Source organism: Streptomyces sp. NPDC048269 (assembly GCF_040652395.1).
Classification (GTDB): Bacteria; Actinomycetota; Actinomycetes; order Streptomycetales; family Streptomycetaceae; genus Streptomyces.
Genome location: NZ_JBEZLW010000042.1, coordinates 1 through 18,996, shown reverse-complemented (window position 1 = coordinate 18,996; position 18,996 = coordinate 1). Strand labels below are relative to the sequence as shown.

General features: G+C 71.8%; 13 protein-coding genes. 7 read left to right on the top strand and 6 right to left on the bottom strand.

Annotated elements, in window-relative coordinates; all coding sequences use genetic code 11:
• Positions 1 to 21: 21 nt before the first annotated feature.
• Entirely contained in the window at positions 22 to 942 is a 921-nt protein-coding gene (locus AB0D48_RS30150; protein WP_362403877.1) for an oxidoreductase, read from the top strand.
• Here AB0D48_RS30150 and AB0D48_RS30145 read toward each other — a convergent pair.
• The 5 genes from AB0D48_RS30145 to AB0D48_RS30125 all read right to left on the bottom strand — a co-directional run bounded on the left by AB0D48_RS30145 (position 899) and on the right by AB0D48_RS30125 (position 7,432).
• A complete protein-coding gene (locus AB0D48_RS30145; RefSeq protein ID WP_362403874.1) occupies positions 899 to 1,717 on the bottom strand; it encodes a methyltransferase in 819 nt (272 codons plus the stop codon). The two genes, AB0D48_RS30150 and AB0D48_RS30145, sit on opposite strands and share 44 nt — an antisense overlap.
• A 237-nt stretch (positions 1,718 to 1,954) precedes the next feature.
• A complete protein-coding gene (locus tag AB0D48_RS30140) occupies positions 1,955 to 3,598 on the bottom strand; it encodes a protein kinase (RefSeq protein WP_362403871.1) in 1,644 nt (547 codons plus the stop codon).
• Positions 3,599 to 3,834: 236 nt separating this feature from the next.
• The gene (locus AB0D48_RS30135) at positions 3,835 to 6,159 is read right to left on the bottom strand and encodes an FtsX-like permease family protein (protein WP_362403868.1); all 2,325 of its coding nucleotides are present in this window, start codon (positions 6,157 to 6,159) and stop codon (positions 3,835 to 3,837) included.
• A gap of 2 nt (positions 6,160 to 6,161) precedes the next feature.
• Positions 6,162 to 6,929 (bottom strand): ABC transporter ATP-binding protein, encoded by a 768-nt coding sequence (locus tag AB0D48_RS30130; protein ID WP_362403865.1) that lies wholly within the window; start codon positions 6,927 to 6,929, stop codon positions 6,162 to 6,164.
• Positions 6,926 to 7,432, bottom strand: coding sequence for a PadR family transcriptional regulator (locus tag AB0D48_RS30125; RefSeq protein ID WP_362403862.1), 507 nt, complete (start codon positions 7,430 to 7,432; stop codon positions 6,926 to 6,928). The genes AB0D48_RS30130 and AB0D48_RS30125 overlap by 4 nt, the downstream gene beginning before the upstream one ends.
• A gap of 167 nt (positions 7,433 to 7,599) precedes the next feature.
• Here AB0D48_RS30125 and AB0D48_RS30120 point away from each other — a divergent pair, with 167 nt between their 5' ends.
• From AB0D48_RS30120 to AB0D48_RS30100, 5 genes are all read left to right on the top strand, one after another.
• Positions 7,600 to 8,874: an ABC transporter substrate-binding protein gene (locus AB0D48_RS30120; protein ID WP_362403859.1), complete on the top strand. Its 1,275-nt coding sequence runs from the start codon at positions 7,600 to 7,602 to the stop codon at positions 8,872 to 8,874.
• 216 nt (positions 8,875 to 9,090) lie between these two features.
• The gene (locus AB0D48_RS30115) at positions 9,091 to 10,770 is read left to right on the top strand and encodes a glycoside hydrolase family 13 protein (protein ID WP_362403855.1); all 1,680 of its coding nucleotides are present in this window, start codon (positions 9,091 to 9,093) and stop codon (positions 10,768 to 10,770) included.
• 119 nt (positions 10,771 to 10,889) lie between these two features.
• A complete protein-coding gene (locus AB0D48_RS30110) occupies positions 10,890 to 12,224 on the top strand; it encodes an ABC transporter substrate-binding protein (RefSeq protein WP_362403852.1) in 1,335 nt (444 codons plus the stop codon).
• Positions 12,225 to 12,234: 10 nt separating this feature from the next.
• Complete coding sequence (locus tag AB0D48_RS30105; protein ID WP_362403849.1) at positions 12,235 to 13,566, top strand: ABC transporter permease subunit; 1,332 nt, start codon at positions 12,235 to 12,237, stop codon at positions 13,564 to 13,566.
• Positions 13,563 to 14,495 (top strand): carbohydrate ABC transporter permease, encoded by a 933-nt coding sequence (locus AB0D48_RS30100; protein WP_362403846.1) that lies wholly within the window; start codon positions 13,563 to 13,565, stop codon positions 14,493 to 14,495. Before AB0D48_RS30105 ends, AB0D48_RS30100 begins: the two co-directional genes overlap by 4 nt.
• 353 nt (positions 14,496 to 14,848) lie before the next feature.
• Here the strand turns inward: AB0D48_RS30100 and AB0D48_RS30095 are convergent, their stop codons facing one another.
• Positions 14,849 to 16,471 (bottom strand): PHB depolymerase family esterase, encoded by a 1,623-nt coding sequence (locus AB0D48_RS30095; protein ID WP_362403843.1) that lies wholly within the window; start codon positions 16,469 to 16,471, stop codon positions 14,849 to 14,851.
• A 305-nt stretch (positions 16,472 to 16,776) separates the two neighbouring features.
• Here AB0D48_RS30095 and AB0D48_RS30090 point away from each other — a divergent pair, with 305 nt between their 5' ends.
• Positions 16,777 to 18,087, top strand: coding sequence for a TerD family protein (locus tag AB0D48_RS30090; RefSeq protein WP_362403840.1), 1,311 nt, complete (start codon positions 16,777 to 16,779; stop codon positions 18,085 to 18,087).
• Positions 18,088 to 18,996: the final 909 nt, after the last annotated feature.

Here is an 18,996-nt window from a genome sequence, read left to right as displayed (position 1 = left end):
TCCGCGGGGATACTGGACGGCATGAGCGCGCACGCCGCGGCCTGGTCCGCAGCCGACCTGCCGGACCTCACGGGCCGCACGATCGTGGTAACGGGCGCCAGCAGCGGTCTGGGGGCCGTCACGGCCCGCGAGCTCGGGCGGGCGGGCGCACGGGTCGTACTCGCGGTGCGGGACACCACCCGGGGCGAGGCCGCGGCGGCCGGCTGCGGGGCGCACGCCGAGGTCCGCAGGCTCGACCTGGCCGACCTCGCTTCCGTCCACGCGTTCGCCGAGGAGTGGGACGGGCCGCTCGACACCCTGATCAACAACGCCGGGGTCATGGCCATCCCCGAACGCCGCACGGCCGACGGCTTCGAGATGCAGCTGGGCACCAATCACCTGGGGCCGTTCGCGCTCACCAACCTGCTCCTGCCCCGGATCACCGGCCGGGTCGTCTGCGTGGCCTCCAACGCGCACCGCAGGAAGGGCGTCGACATCGACTTCGACGACCTCAACTCGCGCGAGCACTACAGCCCCTGGCGCGCGTACCAGCAGTCCAAGCTGGCCAATCTCCTCTTCATCCGTGAACTCCAGCGCCGCCTCACCGCGGTGGGCTCACCCGTCACGGCACACGCCGCCCACCCCGGGTACGCGGCGACGAACCTCCAGAGCGGCAGCGCCAGCCCCGTCCAGCGGACGATCATGAAGCTCACCAACCGGTTCGTGGCCCAGTCCGACGCCATGGGCGCCCTGCCCATCCTCTACGCCGCCACGCAGCCCCTGCCCGGCGGCAGCTACACGGGCCCGCAGGGCCGGGGCGAGCTACGCGGGCACCCCGGCCCCGCCGTGCTGAGCCCCGCGGCCCAGGACGACGTACGCGCCCGCCGCCTGTGGGGGCTGTCGGAGGAACTCACCGGCGTCACGTTCCCCGACCTGCCGGGGGCCGACGGCCCCAAGCCGTGATCATCCCGGGTGACAGCGCTGCGCAGCCGGGGGAGTCGAGGTACCGGATCGCCGCGTCGACGTCCGCGTCGTCCACCAGGCCGGTCGCGGTCATCGTAGCCCTCGCACGGTCCCATGTCCCCGCCCAGAAGCGGCTGATGGGGCTGCCGGGGAAGAGCGGGGGGACGTGGATCTCGGCGGCCACGGAGGCCAGTCCGATGCCGTGCAGCAGCTGCGGGTAGCGCGGGGTCCAGGTGACGTCGGTGCCGATGGTGTCGCGCAGACCCTGCCACATGGCCCGCACGGCCCGGCTGTACGGGCTCGCGGGCGCGGCTTCGCTCGTCAGGTCGATGGCATCGCTCAGCACCAGTACCCCGCCGGGGACGAGCAGCTCGCCGAGGCGGGCGATCAGCTGCTCCCGGGTGGGCAGGTGCATCAGCACGAAGCGGGCGTGCACCAGGTCGAACCGCCCGGGAGCGAGCCCGGGAGCGCTGATGTCCGTTTCCAGGACGTCGAGCCCGGGCCGGGGGCGGGCGGCGAGGAAGCGCACGTCGCGGTCCACGGCCAGCACGCGTGCGACGCCCAGCTCCCCGAGCAGCCGGCGTGCGACGCTGCCGGTGCCCGCTCCGACGTCGAGGCAGTTCCATCCGGGGCCGGCGCCCAGCTCCCGCAGCCGCGCGACGGTGATGTCGTCGTAGGCGAGGGCGCCGAAGTCGATGCGCTCGTCCTCACCGGCCTGATCGGGCGGGAACACGGTTTCGCCGTACTGGCCGGGCGTCGGAGCGGAGGGGTACATGCGTCGGCCACTGCCTTCCGTACTGAGCGGGCCAGGGGGACCGTCGCCCGCGGAACCGGTGCTTCCAGTATCGGCCGCGTGGTCACGTCACGCGCCGGGAAGGCCCCGGTCCGCGGCCGGGAACGGCCCCGGTCCGCCGCCCGCCGCACGAGGGTGGCCGAGGCCCGGCCTTCGGCGCCCGGGTGGGTCACTCGTCGGGCCTGGCCTGCGCCGCGGAAGGGGGCGCACGCGGTTCGATCACGGTCGGCGACTGACCGCGAAGTTGGTGCAGCTGGCCACCGTGCTGATGACCGCGCCGGACATGACCGCCGGACGTTCCCCGGCGACCACCGCGTCGAGGTCCACGGTGAGGTAGTCGGGCGGCCGGTTGATCCAGCGGTCTCCGCGCAGGGTCATCCGGCCGCTCTCGAACGAGCCGATCATGGTGAAGGAGCCGTTGGGCACGCCGGGGTTGTCGGGGTGCGCGGAGAAGGCGAACACCGCTTCCAGTGCCCGCCCGCCCGGCGAGGTGATCGTGAGGTCGAGCCGGGTGAGGCCCTGGCCGCACCGATAGGTTCCCTGCCACGAACCGACGACCGGGAGCGGCTGCGACGGGACGCGTGACACCGGAGAACCAGGCGCACGGGTGGCGCCGGGGGTCGTGCTCCCGGCACCACCGCCCTGCCCCGCGGTCGGCCCGGCCGTCGGCCCGGTGGTCGGCCCCGCGGAGGACGCCGAGTCGCCCTTTCCGCTGGTGTTGCCGGCGTCGTCGGCGTCGATCGCCCGCGGCACCAGCCAGGCCAGCAGACCGACCACGACCACCGCGGCCCCGGCGGCCACCAGCGCGCCCCGCCGGGACCGGGGCCCGGCCAGGGTCGGGGGACCGTATCCCCGAGGTACGTCGGCGGCCACCGGCGGATGCGGAGGCAGCGGCGGTGGCGCCGTCCAGGTCGGGGCCACCGGGTCGACGGTCGTCGGGGTACGCGGATCGGCGGGAGTCTTCGCCACGTCGGGCGTTCCGGCCGCGGGCGAGGACGACGGCCGGGCCGGATGCGGGGGAAGCCACGCGAAGGCGGCCGTGGTGTCCAGCACTCCGGCGAGCTCGTCGAGGAGCGCGGACACGGTCGGGCGCCGGGCTGCATCCTTCGCCAGGCACCCCGCCACCAGAGCGCGCAGCCGGACCGGCAGCGCGCCGAGGTCCGGCTCGTCGTGGACCACCCGGTACATCAGCCCCGAGGCGGTTCCGGTGCCGAAGGGCCCGCTGCCGGTGGCGGTGAACGCCAGCACGGCGCCCAGGGAGAACACATCGGTGGCCGCGGTGACCCTGCCTCCCGTCAGCTGCTCGGGGGCCATGAAGCCGGGCGTGCCGATGAGTGTCCCGGCACGGGTGAGTTCGGTGACGGCCTCGGCGACCGCCGAGATCCCGAAGTCGATGACGCGCGGCCCGTCCGACGAGAGCAGCACATTGGACGGCTTCAGATCCCGGTGCACCACCCCCTGAACGTGGATGGCCTCCAGGGCTTCGGCGACTCCCGCCGCGAGCGCCAGTACGGAATCCTCGGGCCAGGGCCCGTGGTCCCGTACGGCTTCGCTCAACGAGGGCCCGGCGACGTAGGCCGTGGCCAGCCACGGCGGATCCCCGGTCGGGTCGGCGTCGACGACCCCGGCCGTGTACACGCCGCTCACCCGCCGCGCCGCGCTCACCTCGCGGGCGAACCGCATCCGGAACTCCGGATCCTCGGCCAGCTCCGGCCGGATCACCTTGACCGCGACCGACCGGCCGCCACGCGAACGCCCGAGGTAGACGGCCCCCATGCCTCCGCTGCCCAACCGGGCCGCGATCCGGTACGGGCCCACCTGTGAGGGATCCCCGGCCCGCAACGACTCCATGTCCCGTTCCACGCCGACACCTTTCCGGCCAACTCGGCAATCGCGCCACCGCTGCCGCGCCATGATGTCAGCGTCACCTCCACGCCGACACCTGTTCTCGGATCTCGGACACCGAGGGGGGACGGGACGAATGCAACCCCCTGTCAAGGTGTGCTCACTCGCAGGGCTGATGCCTGGTTCGTCCTGGCGCGGACCTGCTCACCCGGCACCGACCCGCGCGTCCAGGCACGCACGCCCGTACCTGTGGGTCAGAGCGTCTCGCTCAGGGAGTCCGCCGGCCGCCGCCGTGCCGCCCGTGCCGCCGGCAACGCCGCCGCCGCCACAGCACCCAGCACCGCCACGACGATCACCGTCAACAACACGGGCCACGGGGGCAGTTGGGCGATCCCCGCGCCGATCCCGCTCGACGCGCCCTGGGTGTCCACCAGCCAGCTGCCGAACAGCGCGCCCACCGTCGTTCCCCCCACCGCGGAGACCAGCGCGGTCAAGCCGGCGGCCGTCACGATCATCGACCCGATCTGCCGGGGCGTCAGCCCGATCGCTTTCAGCGCGAGCAGGTCCCGGGCCCGGTCGCGTACGCCCGTGCCGATCAGCGTCAGCAGTTCGATCAGCCCGATCAGTGCCAGCACCGCGATCAGGGCGGCGATCACTCCGCGCGCCGGTTCCAGCCGGTCGGCCGGATTGGGCGTCTCCCGGATCTCCAGCGTTCCGCCTGCCGCCACGGCGAGCGTGCCGCTCACCGCCCGGGGGTCCGCCCCCTCGCGCAGCACCAGGGCGTGGAAGCCGGGCCGCAGCCGCGGATCGCGCTCCCGCAGCGCGTCGATCGTCGTGGTGATCACCCGGCCGCCGGATTCGGGTTCGATGGTGCGGCCGACGAGGTGCAGGATCTGCGGCCGACCCTCGACGGTCATCCGCACCCAGTCGCCGACGTGCACCCCGAGGAGGTCCAGCAGCCCCTGCCCGGCCACTGCCTCGTCCGGACCGCCGACCGCGCGCCCTTCCACCACCGCGGAGGGATACGGGTGCCGGGCCGTGCCCAGACCGCGGAGCGTGATGGTGCCGGTCTGCCCCGGCACGAGCGCCGCCATCTCCGCGCCCGGATGGACCGCGGCGATGTCCGGGATCGTCGCGAGGGTCTTCTCCAGCTCCGGGTCCGACGGCCCGGCGGGCTGCTCGGCCCGTACGGTCAGCGCCGTGGGCAGTCCCATGCTCGCCGGACGGCTGCGGAACTGGTCCAGCGTCGACCAGGCGACGAGCGCGACCGTGATGAGCACCATCGGCAGGGCGAGCCGGGCCACCGCCGCGAGCGTCCGGCCGCGCCGGGGGAAGGCCGCGCGCCACCCCAGGACCAGGGCGGGGGGCACGCGCATTCCGAGCGCCCGCCTGCCGAGCGCGGTCATCGGCGTGGCCGACGGCAGCGCCGCCCGGGCCACCGGCACCGGTGGCACCCGTCCGGCCCGCCAGGCCGAGAGCCCCGTTGCCGCCGCGATGAGCAGCACCGCGCCGCAGGGAACGCCGATCATCAGCCCGGTGTGGCCGGGCAGGTCCCGCCACACCGCCGCCGCCTCCCCGATCCGCCCGGGTATCCGGGCGCCCAGCAGGGCGATCGCCGCCGTGCCGACGGTCACCCCGAGGAGCGCGAAGGCCAGATGCTGTACGAGGAAGCCGCGGGTCACCTGGCCGGGAGTGAAGCCGACGGCCTTGAGGACTGCGATGTCCCTGAGCTGACCGCGGACCCGGGCACCGATCGCTCCGGCCGCGGCGAGCGCCGCCGCGAGCAGCGCTCCGAGCCCGAAGACGGCGAACATCTGCCCGAGGAGCCGGTCGTCGCCGCCCGCCTCCGCCCGCGCCTGCTGCCATTTCGTGACCTGGGCCACCCGGTCGGCGCCGAGGACGGTCACGGCGCGCTGGACCATGAAGTCGGTGTCGTCCGGATCCTCCAGGCGCAGCCCCACGCTCTGCCCGGTGGCGCCATGGGCGATCTCGTCGAGGGTGCCGGAAAGCACCCAGCCGATGCCCGGTCCGGCGCCCGGCCGGTAGCCCGGCTCGGCCGCTTCGGCCACCCCGCGCACCTCCAGTGCGTGCGGGGCGCCGTCCGGCCCGGTGACCCGTACCGTGTCGCCCGGCTCGGCCCACAGCGCCCGCGCGACCGAACTTTCCAGCACGACGGTGCCGGCCCGGGCGCCGCCGTCCGGTGGGGCCAGCCAGCTGCCCGCGGTGACGAGTGGCCGCCCCGTCTCCGGAGGTGCCACGGCGGCTGCGCGCAGCGTCACCCCGGCCCGCGCGCCGCGCGACTCGACGGTCGTCGCCGTCGTGCGGAAGGGCCCGGAGAGGCCGGCGATCCCGTCCACGCCGGACAGGGCGTCCATGTCCGCCCCGGCGCGGGTGTGCAGCCAGATGTGCGCGCCCTGGGACTGGTTGAAGATCCGCTGCCACGGGTTCGCGGCGTAGCTGAACAGCGCGCCGGCCAGCAGGAGCGAGGCGATGATCCCGGCGCTGGCCAGCACGACGAAGAGGGCTTCGCCGCGGTGTGCGCGGAAGTCGGCTTGCGCCCAGCGCAGAGTGGCCCGCACGGTCACTCCTTCAGTTCGAGTACGCCGCGGACGCCGCCGGCCGGCTCGCGGCGCCCGTCGCCGAGGTGCGCGTCGTCGGCTATGCGCCCGTCGAAGAAGCTGATGACGCGGTCGGCGGCACTGGCCATCCGGGCGTCATGGGTGACCATCATGATCGTCTGACCGCGCTGGTGGAACCGGGAGAGCAGCCGCAGCACCTCACGGGTGCCCTTGCTGTCGAGGCTGCCGGCCGGTTCGTCGGCGAGCAGCAGCGTGGGGTGGTTGACCAGCGCGCGGGCGAGAGCGACCCGCTGCTGTTCGCCGCCGGACAGCTCGCCGGGCATCGACCGCTCGCGGCCTTCGAGGCCGAGTTCGGCGAGCAGTTCGGCGCGGGAGTCGCGGGCGGCCTTCGGGGAGGCGCCGGCGAGCAGGGCGGGCAGTTCGACGTTGTCGGCGACGGTGAGGTTGGAGACCAGGTTGAAGAACTGGAAGACGACGCCGATGCTGCGGCGCCTGAGGACCGCCCAGCGGGCCTCGCGGTACTCGTCGACCCGCTCTCCGCCGAGCCACAGCTTTCCGCTGTCGGGCCGCTGGAGGCCGCCGATCAGATGCAGCAGCGTGGACTTGCCGGCTCCCGACGGCCCGGTGACCGCGACGAACTCGCCCGGCTGGACCGACAGGTCCACACCGCGCACGGCATGCACCGGCACGCCCTCTCCGTAGTGCGTCTTGGTCAGCCCCTCGGCGCGCACGATGGGCACGGCAGGAGCGGCGGTGGCGTCGTCGCTCATTCCAGCTCCTCCTGACAGCGTTCGAGCCAGTCGAGGTCGGCCTGCAGGTGCAGCATGGCGCCCTCGATCAGCAGTTGGGAGATCTTGTTGTCGCGGTCTTCCGCCGCGGCCAGCTTGGAAAGGTCCCGCATGGTGTTGAGGTACTGCCGCCGCTGCTTGTTGATCAGCGCGACCGGGTCGGCCAGACCCGACCGGGGTGCGAGCGCGAGCTTCATGAAGAACTCGTCCCGTACCCGGGGCTCCTCCGCGGTGTCCTCGAACCAGGCCAGCACGGCCTCGCGCCCGGCGTCCGTCAGCCTGTACGTGCGCTTGTTGGGCCGGCCCGACTGCTCGACGTCCTCGCCTTCGATCAGGCCGCTCTTCTCCAGTCGGCCGAGGGTGACGTAGACCTGGCCGACGTTCGGCTGAGGGTACGCGGCGCCCAGGAGCTTCTCAAGGTCCTGCTTCAGCTCGTAACCGTGTGCAGGGCTACGGGTGAGGAGTGCAAGGAGCGCCAGCCGCACTCGCTCCCCCTCCTTCCGCCCGGTAGTCAACTGTTCACTCGGCCTTGGACCGAGTGGCGCCGCCGCCCGTATCGTCTGCCTGGGCGTCTAGTATCGCCCATGCCTAACGGGTATATATAGGCCGCGAAGGTCGGCGGCGCAGCCGGATCGTGCACTGGGAGGAATCTATGCGGTGGATGCGTGCCGCGGGTAGAGCTCTCCTGGTCGTGGCGGTCGTGCTCACGGGATACACCGGTTTCGGCGTCCGCGCCGACGCGGGCGTGGCTGCCGGGGACCGCGGCCCCCTGACGCTCGTGACGGCGGGCGATCTGACCGACTACCTCTCCCCGCTGCTCGACGTCTGGAACCGCGGCCACCCCGACGAGCGCGTCACGCTCGTCGAACTGCCCGATTCGGCCGACGAGACCCGTGCCCAGATGATCAGCGAACTGCGGTCGGGCCGCGACCGGTTCGACGTACTGAACATCGACGTCGCGTGGACGCCCGAGTTCGCGGCGGCGGGATGGATCTCCCCGCTCGAGCGTGACCGCTTCCCTCTGGACACCTTCCTCCGGCCGGTCGTCGACACCGCGACCTTCGACGGCCGGCTGTACGCGGTCCCGTACGTCACCAACGCGGGACTGCTCTACTACCGCAAGGACATCCTGGACCGGGAAGGCGAGGAACCACCGCGTACCTGGGCCGAGCTGATCCGCCAGGCACGCACGATCGCCCCGAAGTACGGACTGGACGGTTATGCCGGCCAGTTCCTGCCGTACGAGGGGCTCACCGTCAACGTCACCGAGGCCGTGCACTCGGCGGGCGGCTCGATCCTGCGCGACGACGGCGCCCGGGTGACCGTGGACTCCGACGCGGCGCGCGCCGGACTGCGGTTCCTCGCGGACGGCGTGCGGGACGGCTGGATCTCCCGCGAAGCCCTCGGCTACAAGGAAGAGGAGTCGCGGCAGGCGTTCCAGGACGGCCGGCTGCTCTTCCTGCGGAACTGGCCCTACGTGTACGCGGACGCGAGCGCGGAAGGGTCCGGGGTCGCGGGCAGGTTCGGCGCCGTGCCGCTGCCCGGCCGCGACGGACCCGGCACCAGCGTGCTGGGCGGCTCCAACCTCGCCGTGAGCAGCCATGCGCGGCATCCGGCGTCGGCCGCCGATCTGATCTCCTACCTCACCAGTGAACGGGTCCAGCGGCAGGTGCTCACCGAGGGCTCGCTGCCACCGGTGCGCGCCGCATTGTACGAGGACCCCGAGCTGATCCGCGCGTACCCGTACCTGCCCACCCTTCGCCAGAGCGTGCTGTCGGCGGTGCCGCGCCCCAAGAGTCCGCGCTACGACCAGGTGAGCCTCGCCGTGCAGGCCGTGGCGCAGGACGTGATGGCGCAGCGCCAGACGCCCGAGCAGGCAGTGGCGCGGCTCGCGCGTGAACTCGGCGCCATCTCCCGCAAGGGCTGATCGCACTCCTCCGCTCCCTCCTCACAGGGCCTCTACTTACATGTTAAGTAGAGGCCCTGTTTTGTGCATGCGGATATACAGCGCAAACTATCCCAACTTTCGGCTGTTTCTGGACACATCGTTGACACCTTCTAGTCGTCGCTACTTAACATGCATGCATAACAGCGCACCTGATCCAGGGCGCTCTCGCATTCAGCAGAAACAGGTCGACGCGAGATGCTCAGCACCCTTCCGGCCGGCACCGGCCATCCCTCCCGCACCGCCACCACACCTGCCTGGTGGCGCGACGCGGTGATCTACCAGGTCTACGTCCGCAGCTTCCTCGACAGCACCGGGGACGGCATCGGCGACCTGGCCGGCGTACGGGCCGGGCTTCCCTACCTGAGGAAGCTCGGTGTCGACGGCATCTGGCTCAGCCCCTTCTATCCGTCGCCGCAGCACGACCACGGCTACGACGTCGCCGACTACTGCGGTGTCGACCCGGTCTACGGCGACCTCGCCGAGTTCGACCGGCTGCTGGCCGACGTGCGCCGCCTCGGGCTGAAGCTGCTGCTCGACATCGTCCCCAACCACTGCTCGAGCGAGCACCCGTGGTTCCGCGAGGCGCTCGCCGCGGCGCCGGGCAGCGCGCCGCGCTCCCGTTTCCACTTCGCGCCCGGCCGCGGCCCGGACGGGGCGGAGCCGCCCAACAACTGGCGCGCCATGTTCGGCGGTCCCGCCTGGAGCCGGATCACCGAGCCCGACGGCACCCCCGGAGAGTGGTACCTGCACCTCTTCACGCCCGAGCAGCCCGACCTGAACTGGCGCAACCCGGCCGTGGGCGACGACTTCGAGCAGGTGCTGCGCTTCTGGCTGGACCGCGGTGTCGACGGCTTCCGCATCGACGTCGCCGCCGGGCTGTTCAAGCACCCCGAGCTGCCCGACTCGGACGACCCCGGAGCCGACGAGCGCGCCCGCGACGCCGTCAACCAGCTCGCCTGGAACCAGCCCGAGGTCCACGACGTGTGGCGCCGCTGGCGCTCCGTCTGCGAGGAGTACGCCGCCCGGGACGGCCACGAGCGGCTGCTGGTAGGCGAGGTGTCCGTACCGACCGCGCGTGAACACGCCGAGTACGTCCGCCCCGACGAACTCCACCAGGCGTTCTTCTTCGACCTGCTCAGCGCGCCCTGGGACGCCGACGCCTTCCGCGCGACGATCACCGAGGCGATACGCGACATCGCCGGCACCGGCTCCACCGTCACCTGGGTCCTCAACAACCACGACCAGGTCCGCACCGTCACCCGCTACGCGGGCGAGCCCGGGGTGGAAGGCAGCGGACTGGGAGCCGCCCGCGCCCGCGCCGCGGCCCTCCTGATGCTCGCCCTGCCCGGCGCCGCCTACGTCTACCAGGGTGAGGAACTCGGCCTCCCCGAGGTCCTCGACCTGCCCGACGAGGTCCTCGCCGACCCGATCTTCCGCCGCACCGGCAGCCGCCAGCACATCCGGGACGGCTGCCGCGTGCCACTGCCCTGGTCCGGCCACGCCTCCCCGTTCGGCTTCAGCCAGGAGGCGGCCGGCGCCAAGCCGTGGCTGCCGCAGCCCGAGTGGTTCGCCGAGCACGCCACCGACCGCGCCCTGGCCGACACCCGTTCCTTCTGGCACCTCTACCGCGACGGCCTCCACCTGCGGCGCACCCTGCCGCAGCTCGGCGACGGCACCCTGCGCTGGCTGGACGCGCCCGCGCAGGTGCTGGCGATCGTCCGCGGAGACGGCCTGGTCTGCGCGGTGAACTTCGGCACGGAGCCGGTGCCCGCCCCGGTCCCCGGAACTCCGCTGCTCGCCAGTGGCCCCTGTCCCGACGGTGTGCTCCCCGCGGCGACCGCCGCCTGGTGGACGGGCGAGTGCCCGGCGCCGTGACCCCGGCGAATCCGACGCCGACCGCCCCTGCCCCCCAATCCTCATCCCCGCGCGAAACCCCGCCAAGTGAAGCCAGGACCCACCCCGTAGCCCCGGACTTCCTCGAAAAGGACCTCATCATGCGACGATCCAGCAAGACGACCCGACGCACCGCGGCGACCGCATCGGCGGCCCTCACCCTCGCCCTCGGTGCCACCGCCTGCGGCGGCGGCACCACCGGACCCGCGAGCGGCGGCGAACTCAGCGGCCAGACCGTGACCGTGGCCGGCGTCTGGACCGGAAGCGAGCAGAAGAACTTCAAGAAGGTCCTGGACGCCTTCACCCAGAAGACCGGTGCCAAGACGGTCTTCGTCCCCTCCGGCGACAACGTCTCCACCTTCGTCGGGAGCAAGATCGAGGGCGGCAACGCACCCGACGTGGTGATGGTCCCCCAGGTGGGCGTGCTCCAGCAGTTCGCCAAGGAGGGCTGGCTCCAGCCGCTGTCCGACCAGGCCTCCAAGACGGCCGTCTCCACCCTCGCCCCGGTGTGGAAGAACTACGGCACCGTGGACGGCACGTACTACGGCCTCTACTTCAAGGCCGCGCACAAGTCCACCGTCTGGTACGCCCCCGAGGCCTTCACCCAGGCCGGCGTCAGCGAGCCCAAGAGCTACGCCGACCTCCTGAAGGCGGGCCGCACCCTCGCCGACTCCGGCCGCCCGGCCTTCGCCATAGCCGGCGAGGACGGCTGGACCCTCACCGACTGGTTCGAAAACATCTACCTCTCCCAGGCCGGGCCGGAAAAGTACGACCAGCTCGCCCAGCACAAGCTCAAGTGGACCGACGACAGCGTCGTCAAGGCGCTGACCACCCTCGGGGACCTGTTCAAGGACAAGCAGCTCGTCGCCGGCGGTGCCCAGACGGCGCTGGGTACGGACTTCCCCTCGTCGGTCGAGCAGGTCTTCGGCCCCGAGCCCAAGGCGGGCATGGTCTACGAGGGAGACTTCGTCGGCGGCGTCGCCAAGGACCAGTTCGGCAAGCAGCCCGGCAAGGACGCCAAGTTCTTCCCGTTCCCCGCAGTCGACGGCGGCAAGGCGCCGGTCGTCAGCGGCGGTGACGCGGCCGTCGTCCTCAAGCAGGGGACCAACAGCAAGGGCGGCATGAAGCTGCTCGAGTTCCTGGCCGGCCCCGAGGCGGCAGAGGTCTGGGCAGGCGCAGGCGGCTTCCTGTCCCCGAACATCCGGGTGGACATGGCCTCGTACGGCGACTCCGTCACCCGCAGCACCGCCGAATCGCTCATCGCGGCGGGCGACTCGATCCGCTTCGACATGTCGGACCAGGCGCCGGCCGCGTTCGGCGGCACCAAGGGGGCGGGTGAGTGGAAGATCCTCCAGGACTTCCTGCGCGACCCGTCGGACCCGCGGGGGACCGCCGCACAGCTCGAGGCCGAGGCCGCCAAGGCCTACGGGAACTGAGGCGGCTCCCATGACTGACACCGTGACCGCCCGCGCCCCGGCCGACGGGCGGCGCCTGGCCCAGCGGAGGAAGCGGCGCCTCGCGGTCGTCTTCGTCCTGCCGGCCCTGCTGCTGCTCGGCGCGCTGGTCGTCTACCCGGTCCTCTTCTCCCTCGGCCGCAGCTTCTTCGACGCCGGCGGCGACCGCTTCGTCGGAGCCGGGAACTACGCGGCGATCATCCACGACCCCGCCACGCTCAAGGCGATCCGCAACAGCACCCTCTGGGTCGTCGTCGCCCCGACCCTGCTGACCGGACTCGGACTGCTGCTCGCCGTCCTCACCGAAAAGGTCCGCTGGGCAACCGCCTTCAAGCTGGTGCTCTTCCTGCCGATGGCCGTGTCGTTCCTCGCCGCGGGCATCATCTTCCGGCTCGCCTACGAACAGGACCCGGACCGGGGCGTACTCAACGCCGCCGTCGTCGGCGTCCACGACAGCTTCGACGACGCCGCCGCCTATCCGACGGCCCGTGCCCGCGAGGGCCAAGGTCTGACCGGCAGGGCCGGCGGCCCGTACAGCACCGAGGAGACCGTACGTCCCGGCCGCTCGGTCAGCCTCGGCTTCGTCGGGGTGGCACCCGACGCCATACCCGCCGGCGCGAAGGCAGCGGCCGCCGCGGCGCCCGGCACGCAGGACATCGGGGGAGTCGTCTACCTCGACTTCGCCCCTGGCGGCGCCGGCACGCCGGGCAAGGTCGACCCGGGCGAGAAGGGGCTGCCCGGCATGACGGTCGAGGCCGTACGGGACAGCCGGGTGGCCGCGACCGCCACCACGGCCGACGACGGGTCGTTCCGCTTCACCGGGCTGACCGACGGCGAGTACACCGTCAGGCTGCCCGCGGCCAACTTCGCGGCCCCCTACCAGGGGGTGAACTGGCTCGGCCCCGCGCTGGTGACGCCGGCCATCATCGGCGCCTACCTGTGGGTGTGGACCGGCTTCGCGATGGTCCTGATCAGCGCCGGCCTCGCGGCCATCCCCCGCGACGCGCTGGAGGCCGCGCGGATGGACGGCGCCACCGAGGGCCAGATATTCCGCAAGATCACCGTGCCGCTGCTCGCACCGGTGCTCACCGTCGTCTTCGTGACCCTGGTGATCAACGTGATGAAGGTCTTCGACCTCGTCTACATCATCGCGCCCGGACCCGTCCAGGAAGAGGCGAACGTACTGGCCACCCGCATGTGGCTGGTCTCCTTCGGCGGCGGCAACGACCAGGGGCTCGGCAGCGCGCTCAGCGTGGTACTCCTCCTGCTGGTCGTCCCGGCGATGATCTTCAACATCCGGCGCTTCCGAAGGAGTGGAGCATGAGCGGCCACAGCACCATCGAGCGCCGACCGTCCCGGCGGGCGGCGGCGGTCAGGCCCGTCCCCGCCCCGTCCGCGCCCAGGCCGCGTCGCCGGAGCCGGCTGTCGCGCCTGCTCAGCAACTCCGTCGTCCAGGGCGCGCTGATCCTGGTCGCCCTGGTCTGGATCACCCCCTTGGCGGGCCTGTTCCTCTCCTCGATGCGCTCCGAGCGGGACAACGCCTCCGCCGGTTGGTGGACCGCGCTCACCGACCCGTCCCAGTTGTCCCTGGACAACTACAGCGCCCTGCTGAAGGACTCCGGCATCGCGGCGGCCTTCGGGAACACCGTCCTGATTTCCGTGCCCACCACCGCCCTGGTGGTCGCCATCGCGGCACTCGCCGGGTACGCCTTCGCATGGCTGGACTTCCCCGGCCGGGACGGCATTTTCCTGGTGGTCGTCGGACTGCTGGTCGTACCCGTGCAGATCGGCCTGCTGCCCGTGGCCAAACTCTTCGGCGCGGTGGGGCTGTTCGGCACGATCGCTGGGGTCGTCCTCTTCCACGTCGCCTATGGCCTGCCGTTCGCGATCTTCCTGCTGCGCAACTACTTCGCCGAGATACCGCGCGAAATGCTGGAAGCCGCCCGGATGGACGGCGGCAGCGAGTGGCGGATCTTCTCCCGGCTCGTGCTGCCGCTCGGCCGTCCGGCCATCGCGAGCCTGGCCATCTTCCAGTTCCTGTGGGTCTGGAACGACATGCTCGTGGCGCTGCTCTTCGCGGACAGCGGGTCCCAGCCGCTCACGGTCGCGCTGCAGTCCCAGATGCGGCAGTTCGGAAGCAACATCGGCGTCCTCGCGCCGGGAGCCTTCCTGTCCCTGGTGGTCCCGCTGGTCGTCTTCTTCGCCTTCCAGCGGCACTTCGTCCAGGGCGTGATGGCGGGCTCGGTGAAATAGCCGCCCCCGCCTCCCGTCAGACCGCAGCCCCTGCTGCCGGTGTCCCTGCTGAGGGACGCCGACAGCAGGGGCTGCAGAGGAGTCCGCCCGGAGCCCACGCTGTCAGCTTCTGAACCGGGGCCGTAGACCTCCACCCGTCACAGGGGGGACGTCGTGGGACGGCACCCCCGTCTGCCGGCAGCGCCGGGCTGGATGGGCGGGGCCGAGATCCTGCCCTGCCCGAGGCACCGCCCATCTCGCCGCCGTTCCACCGCCTCCCAAGCCGCCGGCGATGCACCCGCGCTGCCGCCGAAAAACACCGGCGCCGGCTGCGCGGTCACCACTGGCCGCGGCGTCCGCGGCCGATGCGCCCGTCAGCGGTATTCCACGGTCAGGGTCGCCTGCGTGTCCTTGTTGACGAAGAGGTAGGCCGTAGCCGTCTGGTTCTGCTCGAACCGAAGGCGGATCTGGGTCCGCCCGGAGCGGTTGATCGCGGACAGGCCGGCGGCGGACAGGTTGCCGGAGGCTTTGCTGCCGGGGGTGAAGGGGCCGATCTCGGCCGTGCCCGCGGCCGTCGTGGCGGCGGCCCAGTCGGTGGTCTCCACCGTGCAGCCGCCGAGGCAGCCGGTGTGGACGTCGACCAGGAGCCGGTTGCCGACGGGGCCGGCCCAGGGGTCGCCGGATCCGCTGTTCCGCGTCAGGGTCACCCAGGCCCGGGTGATCTCCCTCCCGGAGGGAACGGCGCCGGTGTCGAAGGACAGGACGGTCCGGTTGAACTTGCCGTCGGCGCCCCGTCCCAGGGCCAGGCCTGAGGCCTCCTCCAGGGTGCCGACGGCCGGCCCCGAGCCGTCACCTGCGGCCTTGATGTAGCCGTCCTCCGCGTCCACGCTGGGCAGGGTGACGGTTCCCGTGGGCGTCGTCGAGCCGGTGCCGCCGAGGGCCCTGACCATGCCCATGATGGTCTCGATCTGCTTGCCGCCGTGCCGCGCGTACTCGGAGTCGCCCAGGTAGCCCCACCAGTTCCAGCAGCCGTTGGGGTTGTCCAGGGTCGTGGTGGCAATGGCCTGCGGGTACAGGACGATCAGGTGGTTGGTGTCGGCGTACTCGTCGAGGTACGCCTTGTCGATGAACTGGGTGCCGAAGCCCTGGTACGAGTAGCCCTGCTTGCAGCCGTGGAGAGTCACGACCACCTTGCAGGCCGCGCCGTTCGCGCAGCTCGTGGGGACGTAGACGAAGCCCTTCTCGTCCATGGAGATCGGCTTGGCGGCGCCGCCGGGCGCGTACTTGTTCTGGTCGAACCGGATCAGGCTGCCACCGGGGGCGGCCGCGGGTGCGCTGACCGAGCCGAGGAGATGTCCGAGGAACTCGCGCTCGGCGTCGATTCCGCAGTTGTTCATCCACGGGTTGGCGGTGACGGTGCACGCGTTCGGGCCGAGCGGGCTTATCCAGGCGTGGCCGGCCGTGGTGCTCTTGTTGTAGAGCACGTCGGCGCCGAAGTGCCGGTAGTAGTCGTTCAGCGCGGTGGCCACCGGGCGTTCGACGGTCGAGTCGTTGGAACCGCTGAAGACGTAGACCGGGTCGCCGCTCAGACCGGCCGCGTCGTCGATGGCGCCCTGCGCAGACCAGTTCGTGGTGGTCTGCTTCAGGGTGGCGAGCTGGAGGTCCTGGTAGACCTCCATACAGGCGTTCAGGGCCTTGCCCAGGTCGTTCTGCGCGCAGTACTGCGGTCCGGAGGCGAAGGCGGCCGAGCCGTCGAACGTACCGGAATAGGCCACATGCAACTGGGTCGCCATGTACCCGCCGGATGAGACGCCGGCGCTGTAGACGCCGTCGACGTTGTACGCCTTGAGCTCGCCGGTGACGGGCGGGACGGCGACGGGCGGGACGGCGACGGCAGCGGTCCTGGAGGCAGCGGAGGCCGGGCCGCCGACGAGCACACCGGCGCCGAGCAGCAGGGCTGCGGAAGCCCCGCCGAGCCTCGCGAGAAATGGATGCACAAACCCTCCACTGGTGTGAAACGGCTCGCTGGATCGGACGGCTGCGACGATAGCTTCCGGCCAACTGCGGTACGCACGGGCGCGGCTGCCACAACGGGCCGTCCGGGTATGGCGGTTGACACCCTGGACGCGACCCGTCCGGTTCCGACGCCGCCCGGGGGCCGACTCTCCGGGTTGCAGTGTGAGCAGGCGGTCGACACCCGCAACTTCCCCTGGAGAAGAGGCAATCCCGGTCTTCGGGGTGGGGAGCAGGCCAAAACCTCGTACGCTGCGGGAGTGGGGAAAGCCGCGGAAGGGGGACCCACGTGTCCTTGCAAAAGGGTGCCAACGTACCGGTGGCAAGTACCAGGGTCCGGGTGGAGCTGGGTTGGCAAGGAGGTCCCGGAGCCCCGGATGTGGATGTGTCGGCGCTGTTGCTGACGCCGGCCGGCAAAGTGCGCTCGGACGACGACTTCGTGTTCTACAACCAGCCTGTGCATCACAGTGGTGCCGTGCGTCACGAGGGCAGGCGTCAGGACGGCACGAGCGCGCTCGAGACGATCGGGGTGGCGCTGTCCGCGGTGGAGCCGGAGATCGGGACCGTGGTGGTCGCGGCTTCCACCGACGGCACGTTCGGTCAGGTGGCCGGCCTGTTCGTGCGCGTGCTGGACGCGGAGAGCGGCGCGGAGGCGGCGCGGTTCGACGCCACGGGTGCCACGACGGAGACGGCGTTCGTGCTCGGAGAGCTGTATCGGCGCAACGGCGCATGGAAGTTCCGGGCGGTGGGGCAGGGATACGCGGCCGGCCTGGCGGGGCTCGCCACCGATTTCGGTATCACCGTCGACGAGCCCGCCTCGCCTCCGCCGGTGCGGCAGACAGCGCCTCCGCCGCAGCTCGCTCGGCCTGCTCCGCTTCCCTCCGTGCCTGCTCCGCTTCCCCCTCCGCCTGCTCCGCTTTCCCCTGCGCCGCAGGCTCCGTTGCCTGCGCGCGCTCAGCCGGTTCGGCTGTCGAAGATCACGTTGACGAAGGCAGCGCCTTCGGTGTCGCTGACCAAGCAGGGGGCCACCTCAGGAGGCATGCGGGTCAATCTCTCGTGGAGCGCCCCCAGGCCGCCGCAGGGCTGGATGAAGAAGGGGAAGGACGCCGTCCGGCTGGAGGACGTCGATCTGGACCTCTCCTGTCTGTGGGAGCTGCAGAACGGCTTGAGGGGAATCGTCCACCCCATCAACAACCAGTTCGGCTCGTTCGACCAGCCGCCGTACATCCGGCTGGACCAGGACGACCGGACCGGCGGGAGTGAGACCGGTGAGAACCTCATGATCAATCTTGATCATGCCGCCGAGATCAAGCGCATCCTGGTTTTCGTGGTCATCTACGCGGGGGCATCCAGCTTCGCGGGCCTGCACGGGGTCGCCACGCTGTATCCGCCCACGGGTCCGCCGATCGAGATGCGCCTGGACGAGTGCACCGTTCCTTCGCCGGTCGCTGCGATCGCCCTGATCGAGAACGTGGGCGGTGAGCTGATCGTCCGGCGAGAGGCGAAGTACCTCCTGCTGCCGCCCGGCATCTTCAAGCAGCAGGCCGTGGACATCGAGTACGGCTGGGGGATGTCCTGGCATGAGGCCGGCAAGGACTGACCGGCTTTCGTCCGCCGCCGTGCGGGTACGAGCCGCCGCTGACCGCCGCCGCTGACCCACGCCGTCGGACGGAGCGAGGGCGCGGTCCGTCGCGAGGCGGAGTGTGGCAGCTCGTACAGGACTACTCCGGCGCGGCGGCGGCGCGGCGACGCTGCGAGATGCCGCGTCGCCCGGGCCGGGCCCGCGCTGATCCGGACCAAGGCCCCAGCGGGTGCGTGCGGCAGGGGGCTGCTCCAGCGTCGAAGGAGGGGGAGGCCCTGCCGAGCCGGTCCGGTGCGGGGTCCGGGCCCAGTGGCCGTACGTCGGCCGCATGCGCTCGGCGCCGTTCCCACGCGGTCCGGCACCACCGGGTTCCGGTCCGCGCGGCGATCCCGGAGAGCAGGTATGCGTCCCATGCGCACGTCGACCCGTATCGCAAGCGTCCTCACCGGCCTGACCCTCGCTCTCGGTGGCTCGGTGGCTCGGTGGCTCGGTGGCTCGGCGGCTCTTACGGCCCCAGCCGCCCATGCGGACGTCACGGCCTGCATCAATCAGGTTGAGCGGGAGCTGAAGGGTGGCGAGGCTCCGGAGGCCGTCCGGGCGGCGTGTTACGTCGGGTTGTCCGGCGACCACCAACGGTGTGTGTCCGGCCTGACCGAGGGCGGTGTGGCCAACGGGACCGCAGTGACCGCCTGCCGGGTGGCCCCCAAGTAAGCGTTCCCGCGGCTGTGTCCCTCGGGGCCGTCCCATACGGGCACACACCGGCGGATACGTGACGAGCGCCTTACTGGGCCGAAGGGCCCGAGTACGGCGCTCGCGCGACGTTACCCGGGATCTTTTACCAAGATCGGTGCTGGATGTCCAGCCACGTATTCGAGTGGCGTGACGCATCTCCTCCGGCAGGGTTTATTTGAAGTACGTCCTCACCGG